We start from the raw sequence: 13,412 nt of genomic DNA on the forward strand, positions 1-13,412 counted from the left end.
CGGGCCTGCCGGACGCCCCAATCGTTCCGCAATCGGCGTCGGCAGGCCCCCCCTCACAGATACACACATGAGCGCAACCCGCCAGACGAGGAGAGGTTCCATGGTCGCAACGACAATTCCCAGACTGGGTGGCATTCACCATGTCGCCTACCGCTGCCGCGATGCGCGCGAGACGGTGAACTTCTACCGTGAGGCGCTGGGTATGGACTTCCAGCTCGCGATCGCGGAGGACCGCGTGCCGTCGACCGGGGCGCCCGATCCCTACATGCACGTGTTCCTCGATTGCGGGGGCGGCAACGTGATCGCGTTTTTCGAGTTGCCCCATTCGCCCGAGATGGGCCGCGACGAGGCAACACCGGCCTGGGTCCAGCACATCGCCTTCAAGGTCGCGAGCGAAGCCGACCTCCTGGCCGCCAAGGCGCGGCTCGAGGCGCGTGAGGTCGAGGTGCTGGGGCCGGTCCACCATGGTATCTTCAAGTCGATCTACTTCTTCGATCCCAACGGCCACCGGCTGGAACTGGCCTGGGCCTTCGGGACCGCGCAGCAGATGCGTGCCCTGCACGATGTCGCCGATGCCATGCTCGAGGAATGGTCCCGCACCCGCCGCGCGCCGCGCCACGCCGCCTGGCTGCACGAGGTGAAGTGACAGCCATCGCTTCTGTGTTTGTCGTCACCAACGAAAAAGGCCCGCCGGATCGCTCCGGCGGGCCTTTTCGATCGGGGCCGTGCGCAGGCTCAGTTGAGTCGCACGGGGATGAACAGCGGCGACGTGCCGCGCGGCTGGACGCGCAGCAGCATGACGGCGCGGCCCGAAGCCTTGGCCGCGCTCACCGCCTTGGCGAGATCGGCCTTGGTGTTGACTTCCTTACCGTCGGCCATGAGCAGCAGCATACCGCGCTTGAGGCCCTTGGCGGCGGCGTCCGAGGAATCGTCGACACCGCTGATGACCACGCCCTTGCTGGGGTCGGTGATGCCCAGCTGGCGCGCGATCTGCGGGGTGAGATCGATCACCGAGAGGCCCAGCGATTTCTCGACCACGCCCTGCTGCTGTTCGTCGTTCTTGTCGAACGGGCTGCTGTCGGAATCGTCGTCGGGGTCGAACGCCTTGTCGAGTTCGGCTTCGCTCGGGCGCTTGTCGACCGTGGCGCTGACCGTCATCTTGCGGCCGTCGCGCAGCAGTTCGATCGGGATGCGGCTGCCCGGAGCCGTGTTGGCGACCAGGAACGAGAGCGTCTGGTCGCGCGTGACTTCCTTGCCACCGACCGAGAGGATCACGTCGCCGCCCTTGATGCCGGCCTTGGCGGCCGCACCGTCGGGTTCGACCGACTGGATGAACTCGCCCTTGTTCTTTTCGACGCCCAGCGCATCGGCGAGGTCGTCGTTGAGCGGCTGGATGCGCACACCCAGGTAACCGCGTTCGATCGCTTCGCCCTTAATGAGCTTCTGGACGATCGGGGCCGCAGTCTCGGCGGGAATGGCAAAGCCGATGCCCACGCTGCCGCCGGTGGGCGAGAAGATGGCGTTGTTGATGCCGATGACGTTGCCGTGCATGTCGAACATCGGGCCGCCCGAGTTGCCCTTGTTGATCGCCGCGTCGGTCTGCAGGTAGCGGTCGTAGGCGCCGCCGCCGGTGTTGCGGTAGACCGCCGAGATGATGCCCTGGGTCACCGTGCCGCTGAGGCCGAACGGATTGCCGATGGCGATGATCCAGTCACCCACGCGCGCCTTGGTGCTGTCCCCGAACTTGACGAAGGGGAAGGGCTTCTTGCCCTCGATCTTGAGCACCGCGAGGTCCGAGGCGGCGTCCTTGCCGATCAGCTTGGCGGGGTATTCGGTCCCATCGGTGGTGGTCACCGTGATCGATTCCACCTCACCCTTGCCGTCGGCGGTGATGACGTGGTTGTTGGTCACGATGTAGCCGTCGGCCGAGATCACGAAGCCCGAGCCGAGCGACTGCGCCTCGCGGGTCTGCGGGGTGGCGCCGCGGCCGCCGCCGAACATGCCCTCGAAGGGGGTGCCGGCGAAGGGGTTGTTCTGCTGGACCTGGAGGCGCTGGCGGGTCGAGATGTTGACGACGGCGGGGGCCAGCTGCGCGGTCAGATCGGCAAAGCTGGCCGGCGCGCCGGCCTTGGGGACCACGGTGGCCATCTGGCTGGCTTCGTTCTGGGCGACCTGGGCCCCGGCGGGGTAGCCGGTCACCAGCGAAAGGGTAGCGCCTCCGACAAGGAGCGCGGTGGTCAATCCATAAGCGTATCGCACGGGCTTCACGTCCTTTGATTCCTCCATTGCGACGGTTACACGGAACCGCCCTTCCGACCCCCTGCTCGATTGAAGTGTTACAACTTAACCGGGTTTGAATGGCGCGGGGGTCGCGTCTGACAAATTGAACGAACGAGCGGTTCTATGGCTGCCTGAAATGCTTGAGGTAGGCGTTGTCGGGCGAGAGGATGATGGTCTTGGCGCCCGAGGTGTCGTCCTTGACGAACGCCGTATCGTAGCTCTGCATCGCGCGGTAGAAGTCGTAGAAGGCAGGATCCTTGCCATAGGCCTTGGCGTAGATCGCGGCGGCCTGGGCTTCCGCGTCGGCGCGAATGATCTGCGCGTCGCGCTGGCCCTGGGCCTTGATCGTCTTGGCTTCCTCGTCGCGGCCCGCGATCATGCGGTTGAACGCGCTTTCCTGCGCGCCGTCGGGCAGGTCGGCGCGCTTGATGCGCACGTCCACCACTTGCGCGCCGTACTGCTTGGCCTCGGCGTCGAGCAGGTCGCGGATGTTGATCATCGCCGCACCGCGCTCGGCGGTGAGCAGCGAGGAGAACGTCCGCTTGCCCAGTTCCTGGCGCACGACCGAGGAAAGGATCGGCTCGAGCTGCTGGGTGAGGTTGGCGGTGGTGCCCGCGGCCTCGACCATCTTGACCGGGTTGACGATGCGGTAGCGCGCGAAGGCATCGACGTTGACGCGCTGCTGGTCGGTTGACAGCACCTGTTCCTGGCTCATGTCGACAGACAGCAGGCGCTTGTCGATGCGCTGGATGCGTTCGATCAGCGGGATGTGGAAGTGGATACCCGCGCCGGTCGCGCCATAAGCCGCGCCCGCAACGTAAGGGTTGTAGACCCGGTTGGGCTTGCCGCCCTGGATCACCACCACCTGCTGGTCTTCGGGCACGACGATGACGCTGGCCCACAATCCGGCGATCACGACACCCGCAGCGACGAGGGCGCCGGCGTATTTCTGGATCATGTCGTTCATCACTGGTCTCCCTTCGCGCTCGACGCGGCGCTGTCCGAAGCGGCAGCGGCGCGCTTGTTGAGCTCGGACAGCGGGAGGTAGGAGGTCACGTTCTTGGCGTCGGCGACGACGGTGTCGTTGTTGTGCAGCACGCGGTCCATGGTTTCGTAGTAGAGGCGCTGCTTGGTCACTTCGGGGGCCAGCTTGTATTCGGCGTAGACCTTGTCGAACTGCTCGGCGTTGCCCTCGGCCTCGGCCAGCTTCTGCTGCGCCCAGGCGCGCGCGTTCGAGCGATCGCGCTCGGCGTCCTGCTTGGCCACGGTGACCTGGTCGAAGGCGGCCTTGGTCTTGGCGGGCGGGTCGGACTTCTTGATTTCCACGCCCTGGATGGCGACGCCCGCCTTGTAGTAGTCGAGCACCTTCTGCATCCGGTCGCGCACGTCCTGTTCGACCTTGGCGCGGCCATCGCCCGAGATCGCATCGGCGAGGCTGATCTGTGCGATCGAGGCGCGCATCGCGGTCTCGGCGACTTCGCGCACCGTTTCGCGCGGGTCGGCGAGGCGGAAGGTGTAGTTCCTGAGGTCCTTGATGTTCCAGCGCACCAGATAGGTGAGATCGACCAGGTTGTTGTCGCTGGTCAGCATCAGCTTTTCTTCCGAACCCTCGGGGATCGTCTCGACGTTGAACGAGCGCACGTCGGCGACTTCGACGTGGTCGATCGGCCAGGGCAGGGTGAAGGTGATGCCCGAATCGATGATGCCCGAGAACTTGCCAAAGCGCGTCACCACGCCCTGTTCCTTGGGGCCGAGCTGGTGGAACGAGGACAGCCCGAGCAGCAGCACGACGACGAGCCCCGCGATATAGGGCGCCCACGAGGAACCGTCGGCGCGCCGGGGCATCTGCGGAAAACCACCGCCCGGACCGCGCGGGCCACCGCCCCCCGACCGGCGCGGATCGCGCGAGCGGAAGATGTCCTCGATGCTGGCCGAGCGACGCGGTGGGGTGCTGCCCGAGGGCAGCCAGGGGTTGCGCGGGCCGGGGCGCGTGGGCTCCTCGCCCTCGCTGCCGTCCTTGTCGGCCGGTCCCCTGTCGGCAGGTCCTTTGTCGGGGCCTTGCGAGGTGTCGTTGCCTTCGCCGCCCTCTCCGTCATCGCCCGACGAACCGCCGCCCGAACCCCAGGGGCTGTTGCGTCCGGCCATCTCCAGACCCGCTCGTGTGCTTGCATCGCCATGTGCTGTCATGGCGTTATCTATAAGAAGGCTTGCGCCAAAAAACACCCTTGGGTCAAAAAACAGCGCCTCTCTTGCCCTTTTTCTTCCGGTACGCCACCTGAGCGCCATGATCGGCTCCCAATTCGTCGAAGCAGGCGGTGACCATGCCCAGTGAAAATGATGCCGCGCTGCGCGCGCTGCTGCCCCGTGAAGCGGCCGCACGGCTGCAATCGCTGCGCCTTTCGGACGGCGTTGCGACGCTCGTGCTCGATGCCTCGGGCCTTGGCGCGGCCGAGCGCGCCGGGCTCGAGATCGGGGCGCGCAAGGCGCTCGAACGCGAAAGCGACATTGCCGAAGTGCGCGTCGCGCTGATGGCCGAGCGCGATGGTCCGGCCAAGCCTGCGCCGCGCATCCTGGCGGTCGGTTCGGGCAAGGGCGGGGTCGGCAAGTCGACGCTGTCGACCAACCTCGCGGTCGCGCTGGCGCGCCGGGGGATCAAGGTCGGGCTGGTCGATGCGGATATCTACGGGCCCTCGCAGGCGCGGCTGCTCGGCACCGAGGGGACCAAGGCGCTGGCGCACGACAAGAAGCTGGTGCCGGTCGCCACGCGCTGGGGCGTGCCGGTGCTTTCGATGGGCCACCTGATCGAGCCGGGGCAGGCGATGGCCTGGCGCGGGCCGATGGCCGCGGGCGCGCTGACCCAGCTGCTCGAAGCGCACTGGGAAGAGGCCGAGGTGCTGGTGGTCGACCTGCCGCCGGGTACCGGCGACGTCCAGCTCACGATGCTGCAGAAGTTCAAGCCGGCAGGCGCGGTGATCGTCACCACGCCGCAGGATCTCGCGTTGATCGATGCGACGCGCGCGATCGAGCTGTTCACCAAGGGGGGCGTGCCGATCGTGGGTCTGGTCGAGAACATGGCGGGCTATGTCTGCCCGCACTGCGGCGAAGAAAGCGATCCCTTCGGCCACGGCGGGGGCGAAACTTCGGCGCGCGGGCTCGGGATCGATTTTCTCGGCCGCATTCCGCTCGACATCGCGATCCGCCGGCAGAGCGATGCGGGCGAGCCTCCCGCCGCAGGCGATGGTCCGCAGGCCGAGGCTTTCGCCGCGCTGGCGGCGCGCGTTGCGGACTGGCTGGCCGCACCATCCGACAGGGCTGCGGGGGCGGCTTGAGCGGGTTTACCCGGCGCAAGGTCCTCATCGCAGGGCTTGTCGGCGGCGGTCTCGTCGTCGGCTGGTTCCTGCGTCCGCGCCACTTTCCCCTGCCGCTCCAGCCCGGACCCGACGAAAGGGCGTTCGACGCCTGGATCAAGATCGCCACTGACGGGGTGGTGAGCGTGGCCGTGCCGCAGGTCGAGATGGGGCAGGGGATCACCACGCTGCTGCCGCAAGTCGTGGCGATGGAGCTGGGCTGCGACTGGCGCCAGATGGCGGTCGAACCCGCGCCGGTCAGCGCCTATTACGCCAACACCGTGCTGGCCGCGCGCTGGGCCGAGATGTGGCTGCCGATGGCCCCGCATCTGGTTGAGGACCCCGATGATCTGGTCACCCGCCGCTGGGCGCAGGATACGCTGTTCAACGTCACGGCCGATGGCACGTCGCTGGCCGCTTACGAAGGTCCGGCGAGGGCGGCTGCGGCGACCGCGCGCGCGCTGCTTCAGCAGGCCGCCGCGGCGCGCTGGGGCGTTGCCTGGGAGGAATGCACGCTCGAGGCCGGGCTGGTGCGGCACGAAGGGCAAAGCCTGCCGCTCGGCGCGCTGGTGAACGAGGCGGTGGCCTTCGATCCGCCGCCCGTGCCCCCGCTCCAGCCCGAGCCGCCGAGCGAGGACCCGTCGGACTTTCCGCCCGGCGCCGACCTTGCCTACCCCCGCCTCGACCTGCCCTCGAAGGTCGATGGCTCGTGGACTTTCGCGGGCGATGTGCGCGTGCCGGGGCTGCTCCACGCCGCGATCCGGCAGGGGCCACTGGCCGCGCGCTGCTCGCTCGAGGCGCTCGATGAGGCGCAAGGGGCGAAGGTTCCCGGCTTCGAACGCGTGGTGCGCGGGGAAACGCAGGGGCGTGCCTGGGTCGCGGTGGTGGCGCGCAACGGGTGGGCGGCGCAAACCGCGCTCGACAAGATGCAGCCGCGCTTCCGTTTCGCCGGGGCTGTAGACAGTCTGGAGGTCGAGAACGCGCTCGACACGGCGCTGCACGACGGAGTGGCGCAGCGCCTTTTTGCGCAAGGGGATGCCGCGTTGACCTCGGGCTATCTCCCGCTCCAGTCACGCTACGAAGTGGCGCCCGCGCTCCACGCGACGATCGAGACCGCCAGCGCGACCGCGCGGATCGAGAACGGCGTGCTCGAACTGTGGATCGCGACGCAGGCGCCCGAGGCCGCACGCAAGGCCGCCGCGCAAGGGGCCGGGCTCGATCCGGCGCAGGTCGTGCTTTATCCGATGGCGATCGGGGGCAGCTTCGACCGCCGGCTCGAAGTCGCGATCGCGGGGCAGGTGGCGAGCCTCGCGCGGGAAATGGACAAGCCGGTGCAGCTCACCTGGTCGCGCGGCGAGGAACTGCGCGCGGGCTTTCCGCGTACTCCGGTGGTCGCGGTCATGGCCGCGCGCCCGGATACCGAAGGCAGCATCGGGGCCTGGCGTGCGCGCATCGCGGTGCCCGCCACCGCGCGCGAATTCGGCCGCCGGATGTTCGGCGGTGATACGCCGGCCGAGGCGATCGCCGCCGCTGCGGGAGAGGGCGACAGGCTGGCGATCGAAGGCGCGGTGCCGCTTTACGCGATCCCGCACGTCGCGATCGACCATGTGCCCGCGCGCATTGCGCTGCCGACCGGACGGCTGCGGGGCAACGCGCATGGCTACACCGCCTTTTTCAACGAGTGCTTCGTCGACGAGATGGCGCACCGCGCCGGGCACGAGCCGCTGTCGTACCGCATGGCGATGCTCGGCGGGCAGCCGCGTCTTGCCGAATGCCTCCAGCGCGTTTCGGCGCTGGCGCAGTGGGATGGCGGGGCCGACCAGAGCGGGCAGGGCGTTGCCTGTCACGCGATAGGCGGTGGATTCATCGCGGCGATTGCCAGCGCGCGGCGCAGCGACGCGGGCGTCCGCGTCGAGAAGCTGAGCGCGGTCGTCGACATCGGCCGGATCGTCAATGCGGATATCGCGCGCCAGCAGATCGAAGGCGGGCTGCTGTTCGGGCTGGGGCTGGCCTTCGGCTGCACGACCCGTTTTGCCGAGGGGCGTCCCGATACGCTGACGCTTGCCCCGCTGGGCCTGCCTGGCCTGCGCGATGCGCCCGAGATCGACGTTGAATTCGTGGTCAGCCGGGCCGATCCGGTCGATCCTGGCGAACTGGGCGTGGCGGTTGTTGCTCCGGCGGTTGGCAACGCGCTGTTTTCGGCAACCGGGCTGCGCTTGCGGCGTTTGCCGTTTTTTGGCGAGGAGGTGTAAACCATGCGCAAACCTGACGATCATCCCCCGGCGATGGTGGGGCGCCTTGGCGTCCTGCTGGTCAACCTGGGTACGCCCGACGCACCCACTCCATCGGCGGTGCGGCGCTATCTGGCCGAATTCCTGTCCGATCCGCGCGTGGTGGAAATCCCCGCGATCGCCTGGAAGCCGATCCTGCACGGGATCATCCTGCGCACGCGTCCGGCCAAGTCCGCGCACGCCTACGCGCAAGTGTGGACCGAGGAAGGCTCGCCGCTGGCCGCGATCACCGCGCAGCAGGCGCGCGTGCTCCAGCAGCGGCTGGGCGATGCGGCGCTGGTCGACTGGGGGATGCGCTACGGCAATCCGGGGCTTGCCGAGCGGTTGCAGCGGCTCAAGGATGCGGGCTGTGATCGCGTGCTCGTCGCCCCGCTCTACCCGCAATATTCGGGCGCGACGACCGCGTCGGTGATGGACAAGCTCGGCGATGCGCTCAAGGCGATGCGTTGGCAGCCCGCGATCCGCACGCTGCCGCCCTACTACGATCACCGCGCGCATATCGATGCCTTGGAGCAGGATCTCACCCGCCAGATCGCAGCGCTCGACTTTGTGCCGCAGGTCCTGTTGCTGTCGTTCCACGGCATGCCCGAACGCACGCTGCAGCTGGGCGATCCGTACCATTGCCAGTGCCGCAAGACCGCGCGCCTGTTGGCCGAACGGCTGGCGACGCGCTTGCCGGACCTGCGTGTCGAGACCAGCTTCCAGTCGCGCTTCGGGCGCGCGAAGTGGCTCGAGCCGGCGACCGATGCGGTGCTCGTCAAGGAAGCGCGGGCGGGAACCCGGCGAATCGCGGTGGCGGCACCGGGCTTCTCGGCCGATTGTGTCGAGACGCTGGAGGAGCTGGCGCTGCGTGGCCGCGACGATTTCCTCGCCGCTGGCGGCGAGGCCTTTGCCACGCTTGACTGTCTCAATACCTCGCGTGCAGGCATGGAGATGCTTGAAATTCTTGTGAAACAGGAACTGTCTGGCTGGTGAAAGCAATTTAATTTGCTGATTTCTTGACTTGATCTCCATTTGTTCTACTCCTGTTCCTAGGTAGTCAAACGGAGTCGGGTGCGATGTACGACACGAAGAACCAGCAGGAGGACTTTTCCTACGGCGGTCACAAGACCTGCCTTTCGATCTACGCCGACCGCGCGCACTTGCGCGCCGGACTGCGCGAGGATGCCCTGGCCGCCGGGCTCAGCGTCACCGCGACCGGCTCGCTCGATGATCTCGGGTTTGAGGATGTGCGTCCGCTCGGCGACATTGTGGTGGTCGATTGCCCGCAGGTCGATGCCCAGCGCACGGCGACGCTCAGCCGGCTCGACGAACGCGCCCGGCGCACGGGAACCAAGCTGATCGTGTCGACCACGGTCGATGCGCTCGACTGCGTGTTTTCGTGCATGGACCAGTCCGACCCGCTCCTGCTGGTCGATCCCAATCGCGCCGACCGGGTGCTGGCGCTGGGGCAGGTCATGGCGACGTTCTCGCAGACACACGTGCGCGAACTTTCCGACGATGACCGGCTGATGCTGTTGCGGCTGACCGAGCAGGTCGGTCAGATCGCCGGTCAGATCGAGCGTCTTTCGCCCACCGCAAACGGCACGCCGCCCGCTTCGGGCAAGACGCCCGTGTTCAATTTCGGCCAGCGGGTCGAAGCAAGCCCCGAGGATCAGCGCGCACAGGCGGGCAAGGGCGAACTTCCCGACGCCGCCTTCGTGCGCAAGATCCTGCGCCAGCGCCAGTTGCGCGCGCGTTTTTTCGAAGGCGACCTGTTCGGCGATCCGGCGTGGGACATGCTGCTCGACCTCACGGCGGCGCGCAAGGAAGGCAAGCGGGTGTCGGTGACGTCGCTGTGCATCGCCTCGGGCGTCCCGCCGACAACCGCGCTGCGTTGGATCGGCCAGATGGTTGAAGCCGGGCTCTTCGTGCGCGTGTGCGACGACAGCGATCGCCGGCGCGCCTTCATCGACCTGTCCGAAGGCTCGGTGGAAGCGATGGCCCGCTACTTTGCGGAGATCGAGTTTCCGGTCCCGATGCCGGTGTGATGAAGGGGCAGGGACGGCTGCGATATCCCCCAATACCCCGGCGGGGCACGGCAGCGTAGGCAGCCCGCCTGCGACCGATACCGTACGGCGCACCGTTTGGGCGCACGTGCAGAACGGCACTTCGTGATAAGGCAACCCAGCTTTGGCGGGCCTGATTTTCATGGGGGCCGGGACCGCCGTGGCAGGCGGGCGTGCCGGTCGATCCGATTGCTTCAGATCACGCGGCGTTCCAAGGGCCTGGTTCGCGACGCTGGCGTATCGCAGGATACTTCGCCATTCGGGTGCATGGCGGGAGGCCCGGGCACGCCCTCGTGCCAGGAGGTCATAGGCGGCGGCTGCCCTGGACCCATTGGGCAGCGATCTTCTTGAGAAGGGCGCGGTCGTCGGGGAGCTGCGAGGCATCGTTGATGGCGCGTGTCGCGAACACCGTATCCTGCCTGATCGTTTCGACGAAGGCGATGCCGCACTGGTTGTGCTGGCACCAGATCACTTCGCCAAAGGCTTCGTATCCGGCCCAGGCCAGCACCACTTCGCACCCTGCGGGCAGGCGGGCATCGCTGAGCACGCGCGCGCCCGTCGTGGACAGATCGGCGAGGATGGCCTGGTGGGATTCGGCGCGGGTTTCCAGCGTGGCGGGAAGGCGTACCCGCAAGCGGCTTTGCCGTCGCCGACTGGGCTGGCCATCGGCTGCGGCGTGGGCTTGCGCCTGCTCGATCGCCTGTCGGGAGATCGTGCGCCGCCTGCCGGTCGAGAAGGGGAGTTCGCTTGCCGCCATCACCGGGGCATCGCATGGCAATGCCTGCTATCGCGTTAGATCGCCCCCTGCGGCAAGTTCTTAGGGAGGCGGGAAGGGCGCGCGATACCCCGCGTCCGCGCGGCCAGGCGTTCAGACGCGGCGCTTTTCGAGTTTTCGCGCCAGCGTGCGGCGGTGCAGGCCAAGCCGGCGGGCGGCTTCGGAAATGTTGAAATCGCATTCGACCAGCGTCTGGTGGATATATTCCCACTCGAGCGTCTTGATCGACGTCTTGCGCCCTTCGACCGGGATGCTCGGATCGCCCTGGCGGCTTTCGAATGCGGCTTCGATGTCGTCGGAATTGGAGGGCTTGGCGAGGTAATGCGAGGCGCCCAGCTTGATCGCCTCGACCGCGGTCGCGATGCTGGCAAAGCCGGTGAGCACGACGATATGCGTCTCGGGCGAACGCGCGTGCAGGATCTGGACCACGGTAAGGCCGGAATCGGTGCCGAGCTTGAGGTCGACCACGGCATAATCGAAGGTGTTCGCCTGGCTCAGATCATCGGCTTCGTGCGCGCTCAGCGCGGTCGAAACGCGATAGCCGCGCCGTTCGAACGAACGCGCGAGCGTGCGCGAAAACGCCGGGTCATCCTCGACGATGAGCAGATGGGGGCTGGGAGTGTCCTCGGAGGGGGGCGTGGTCATGCCGGAACATCCTTGGTGTAGGCGAGTGCGGTCAGCGGCAGGCTCAGGCTCACCCGGGCGCCGCCGTTCTCCCGGTTGGTCACTTCCACGCTCCCCCCCAGCTTGCGCACGACGTTTACGACAAGGAACAGCCCAAGGCCACCGCCGTCGCGCCCTTTGGTGGAGGAATAGGGCTGCCCCACGCGGGCAAGCATGTCGGGCGCGAAGCCGGGGCCGATGTCGGTGACGGTGATGGCGATGCGTTCGTGCTCGCGCGCGATGGTCAGCGTGACGAGGTGCGGGGAGACTTCCTGCGCGTTGTCGATGACGTTGCCGATGACCTGGCGCAGTCCCTGGTCGGCGACGATGGTCATGTCCTCGCCGAAGCGGTCGACGAAGCGCAGCTGGCCGTGCATGCGCCCCTCCCATTCGGCAACCAGCTCCTCGAAGAAGCCGCGTACGGTGGTCACGGCGGGCGCCTCGCCGCGCATTTCGCCCGCCGACATGAGAATGCCGCTGACGATCGTCTTGCAGCGTTCGAGTTCGGTGCGCATGTCGTCGAGATCGGCGCGCAGATCGGCGTCCTGCGCGATACGCGGGAGGCGGGCCCAGTCACCCAGGACCACCGAAAGCAGCGAGAGCGGAGTACCCAGTTCGTGCGCCGCGCCCGAGGCGAGCAGGCCCATGCGGATGATGTGGTCTTCTTCGGCGGCCTGCTGGCGTAACTGGGCGAGCGCCTTGTCGCTCTCGCGCCGGTTGCGATCGAGCCGCACGACGAAGAACACGAGCAGTCCGGCGGTCAGCAGGAAGCAGAACAGCGAGCCCAGCAGATAGAGCCCGAACGGATCGCCCGCCTGTTCGGGAGGGAGGCGCAAGGGAATGTAGAAGAAGGTCAGCGTGAAGACCGCGAGCCCTGCGATCCCTGCGATGACCCAGGCCCAGCGCGATTCCAGGATCACCGCGCCGATGACGATCTGGAGCAGGAAGAGGAAGGTGAAGGGGTTGGTCGCGCCGCCCGAATGGAACAGCTGCCAGCTCAGCAGGCCGACATCGGTGAGCAGCGCGAAGAACAGCTCGTACTGCGCGAAGGCACGCCGCCGCTGGAGGATCGCGCTGACCGAAAGGTTGAGGACAATCAGCAGCAGCGGGGCCAGCAGCAGCGGCCCGAGCGGGAGCACCACGCCAAAGACCTGCACCACGGTGACGATCGTGAGCAGCTGGCCGATGACCGCGATCCAGCGCAGCTGCAACAGCAGGTAGATGCTGCGCCAGCTCTCGGAGCGGGTCTTGGGCGGGGTGGCAAGAAAGCGCATCAGGCCAAAGAGCGGCCCGCGCGCCTCCATGCAAGGAAAATCCCGAAGAGCGAGAGCACGGCAAGCGCGAACCAGGTCAGCGCGTAGCTCAGATGGTTGTCGGGAAAGCGGATGACGGTGAGGCCGGGAACCGGCAGCGTCACGCCCGCCGGCTCCTTGGCCGTCTCTTTCTGGGCATCGACGAAGACCGGTGCGGTTTCGCCGGCATGGCGGCTCGTCGAGAGGGCGGCGAGATCGCGCGAATACCAGCGGTCGAGCGCGGGCTTGTTCGCCTGGAGGAGGCTGCCGCCCGGCTCGTCGATGCGCACGAGGCCAGTCACCTCGACCGGGCCGCTCGGCACGGTGCGCCGGGCGGTGGCGGGCGTTGCATCGTCGGGCATGAAACCGCGGTTGATCCACACCTTGCGCCCGTCCCTGGTGACAAGGACGGTCATCGCCCAGTAGCCGCTGCCAAGGTCGGTCGCGGCGCGCACCAGCGCGGTCTGTCCGGGTTGGTAGCTGCCTGAAAGCGCGACGCGCAGATATTCGTGCGCCTGGCGATCTTCGCTCGCGAGCTGGCGCGAGGGGGGCAGGGCTACGGGCGCGGCGTGGACGCGCGCGTTCACCCGCGCGATCAGGTCGTGCTTCCAGTGCAGGCGATGGACCTGCCACACGCCCAGCGCGACGAAAGCGCAGGCCGCCACAAGGAGAAACGCGGCGAGCCCCCAGGGCCGCCGCGTCTCGATGTGTGCCTG

At 67.6% G+C, this 13,412-nt stretch carries 12 protein-coding genes; 5 read left to right on the plus strand and 7 right to left on the minus strand.

Annotation, left to right across the window (positions count from 1 at the left end; all coding sequences use genetic code 11):
- Window positions 1–100 precede the first annotated feature (100 nt).
- Complete coding sequence (locus MTR62_RS03405) at window positions 101–646, plus strand: VOC family protein (protein ID WP_244016961.1); 546 nt, start codon at window positions 101–103, stop codon at window positions 644–646.
- Window positions 647–735: 89 nt separating this feature from the next.
- Here MTR62_RS03405 and MTR62_RS03410 read toward each other — a convergent pair whose 3' ends face one another.
- From MTR62_RS03410 to hflK, 3 genes are all read right to left on the minus strand, one after another.
- Complete coding sequence (locus MTR62_RS03410; RefSeq protein ID WP_244016963.1) at window positions 736–2,286, minus strand: Do family serine endopeptidase; 1,551 nt, start codon at window positions 2,284–2,286, stop codon at window positions 736–738.
- A gap of 115 nt (window positions 2,287–2,401) precedes the next feature.
- Entirely contained in the window at window positions 2,402–3,247 is an 846-nt protein-coding gene (gene hflC, locus MTR62_RS03415; RefSeq protein WP_244016965.1) for a protease modulator HflC, read from the minus strand.
- Window positions 3,247–4,467 carry a protease modulator HflK gene (gene hflK / locus MTR62_RS03420; RefSeq protein ID WP_327194374.1) on the minus strand — a complete coding sequence of 407 codons (1,221 nt, stop codon included), beginning with the start codon at window positions 4,465–4,467 and terminating at the stop codon, window positions 3,247–3,249. Before hflK ends, hflC begins: the two co-directional genes overlap by 1 nt.
- A gap of 134 nt (window positions 4,468–4,601) precedes the next feature.
- Between hflK and MTR62_RS03425 the strand changes: the two genes are divergently transcribed.
- From MTR62_RS03425 to MTR62_RS03440, 4 genes are all read left to right on the plus strand, one after another.
- Window positions 4,602–5,609 carry an Mrp/NBP35 family ATP-binding protein gene (locus MTR62_RS03425; RefSeq protein WP_244016967.1) on the plus strand — a complete coding sequence of 336 codons (1,008 nt, stop codon included), beginning with the start codon at window positions 4,602–4,604 and terminating at the stop codon, window positions 5,607–5,609.
- The gene (locus MTR62_RS03430) at window positions 5,606–7,879 is read left to right on the plus strand and encodes a molybdopterin cofactor-binding domain-containing protein (RefSeq protein WP_244016970.1); all 2,274 of its coding nucleotides are present in this window, start codon (window positions 5,606–5,608) and stop codon (window positions 7,877–7,879) included. The genes MTR62_RS03425 and MTR62_RS03430 overlap by 4 nt, the downstream gene beginning before the upstream one ends.
- Before the next feature lie 3 nt (window positions 7,880–7,882).
- Window positions 7,883–8,893 carry a ferrochelatase gene (gene hemH / locus MTR62_RS03435; RefSeq protein WP_244016972.1) on the plus strand — a complete coding sequence of 337 codons (1,011 nt, stop codon included), beginning with the start codon at window positions 7,883–7,885 and terminating at the stop codon, window positions 8,891–8,893.
- Window positions 8,894–8,976: 83 nt separating this feature from the next.
- Window positions 8,977–9,948: a MarR family winged helix-turn-helix transcriptional regulator gene (locus MTR62_RS03440; protein WP_244016974.1), complete on the plus strand. Its 972-nt coding sequence runs from the start codon at window positions 8,977–8,979 to the stop codon at window positions 9,946–9,948.
- Between the two features lie 322 nt (window positions 9,949–10,270).
- On the opposite strand, the gene MTR62_RS03445 is transcribed toward MTR62_RS03440, so the two are convergent.
- The 4 genes from MTR62_RS03445 to MTR62_RS03460 all read right to left on the minus strand — a co-directional run bounded on the left by MTR62_RS03445 (window position 10,271) and on the right by MTR62_RS03460 (window position 13,361).
- A complete protein-coding gene (locus tag MTR62_RS03445; RefSeq protein WP_244017092.1) occupies window positions 10,271–10,723 on the minus strand; it encodes a PilZ domain-containing protein in 453 nt (150 codons plus the stop codon).
- 111 nt (window positions 10,724–10,834) lie between these two features.
- Window positions 10,835–11,386, minus strand: coding sequence for a response regulator transcription factor (locus tag MTR62_RS03450; RefSeq protein WP_244016976.1), 552 nt, complete (start codon window positions 11,384–11,386; stop codon window positions 10,835–10,837).
- Window positions 11,383–12,708, minus strand: a complete 1,326-nt coding sequence (locus MTR62_RS03455; protein WP_407672596.1) for an ATP-binding protein — start codon at window positions 12,706–12,708, stop codon at window positions 11,383–11,385. Before MTR62_RS03455 ends, MTR62_RS03450 begins: the two co-directional genes overlap by 4 nt.
- Window positions 12,678–13,361, minus strand: coding sequence for an SURF1 family protein (locus tag MTR62_RS03460; protein WP_244016978.1), 684 nt, complete (start codon window positions 13,359–13,361; stop codon window positions 12,678–12,680). Before MTR62_RS03460 ends, MTR62_RS03455 begins: the two co-directional genes overlap by 31 nt.
- Window positions 13,362–13,412 lie beyond the last annotated feature (51 nt).

It is taken from the genome of Novosphingobium organovorum (genome assembly GCF_022832435.1).
GTDB lineage: Bacteria > Pseudomonadota > Alphaproteobacteria > Sphingomonadales > Sphingomonadaceae > Novosphingobium > Novosphingobium organovorum.

Bases quoted from the DNA above. Each gene is read 5' to 3' on its own strand.
- MTR62_RS03445 (WP_244017092.1), bottom strand. From the start codon at position 10,723: ATGGCGGCAAGCGAACTCCCCTTCTCGACCGGCAGGCGGCGCACGATC.
- hemH (WP_244016972.1), top strand. From the start codon at position 7,883: ATGCGCAAACCTGACGATCATCCCCCGGCGATGGTGGGGCGCCTTGGC.
- hflK (WP_327194374.1), bottom strand. From the start codon at position 4,467: ATGACAGCACATGGCGATGCAAGCACACGAGCGGGTCTGGAGATGGCC.
- MTR62_RS03425 (WP_244016967.1), top strand. From the start codon at position 4,602: ATGCCCAGTGAAAATGATGCCGCGCTGCGCGCGCTGCTGCCCCGTGAA.
- MTR62_RS03405 (WP_244016961.1), top strand. From the start codon at position 101: ATGGTCGCAACGACAATTCCCAGACTGGGTGGCATTCACCATGTCGCC.
- MTR62_RS03410 (WP_244016963.1), bottom strand. From the start codon at position 2,286: ATGGAGGAATCAAAGGACGTGAAGCCCGTGCGATACGCTTATGGATTG.
- MTR62_RS03440 (WP_244016974.1), top strand. From the start codon at position 8,977: ATGTACGACACGAAGAACCAGCAGGAGGACTTTTCCTACGGCGGTCAC.
- MTR62_RS03450 (WP_244016976.1), bottom strand. From the start codon at position 11,386: ATGACCACGCCCCCCTCCGAGGACACTCCCAGCCCCCATCTGCTCATC.
- hflC (WP_244016965.1), bottom strand. From the start codon at position 3,247: ATGAACGACATGATCCAGAAATACGCCGGCGCCCTCGTCGCTGCGGGT.
- MTR62_RS03455 (WP_407672596.1), bottom strand. From the start codon at position 12,708: ATGGAGGCGCGCGGGCCGCTCTTTGGCCTGATGCGCTTTCTTGCCACC.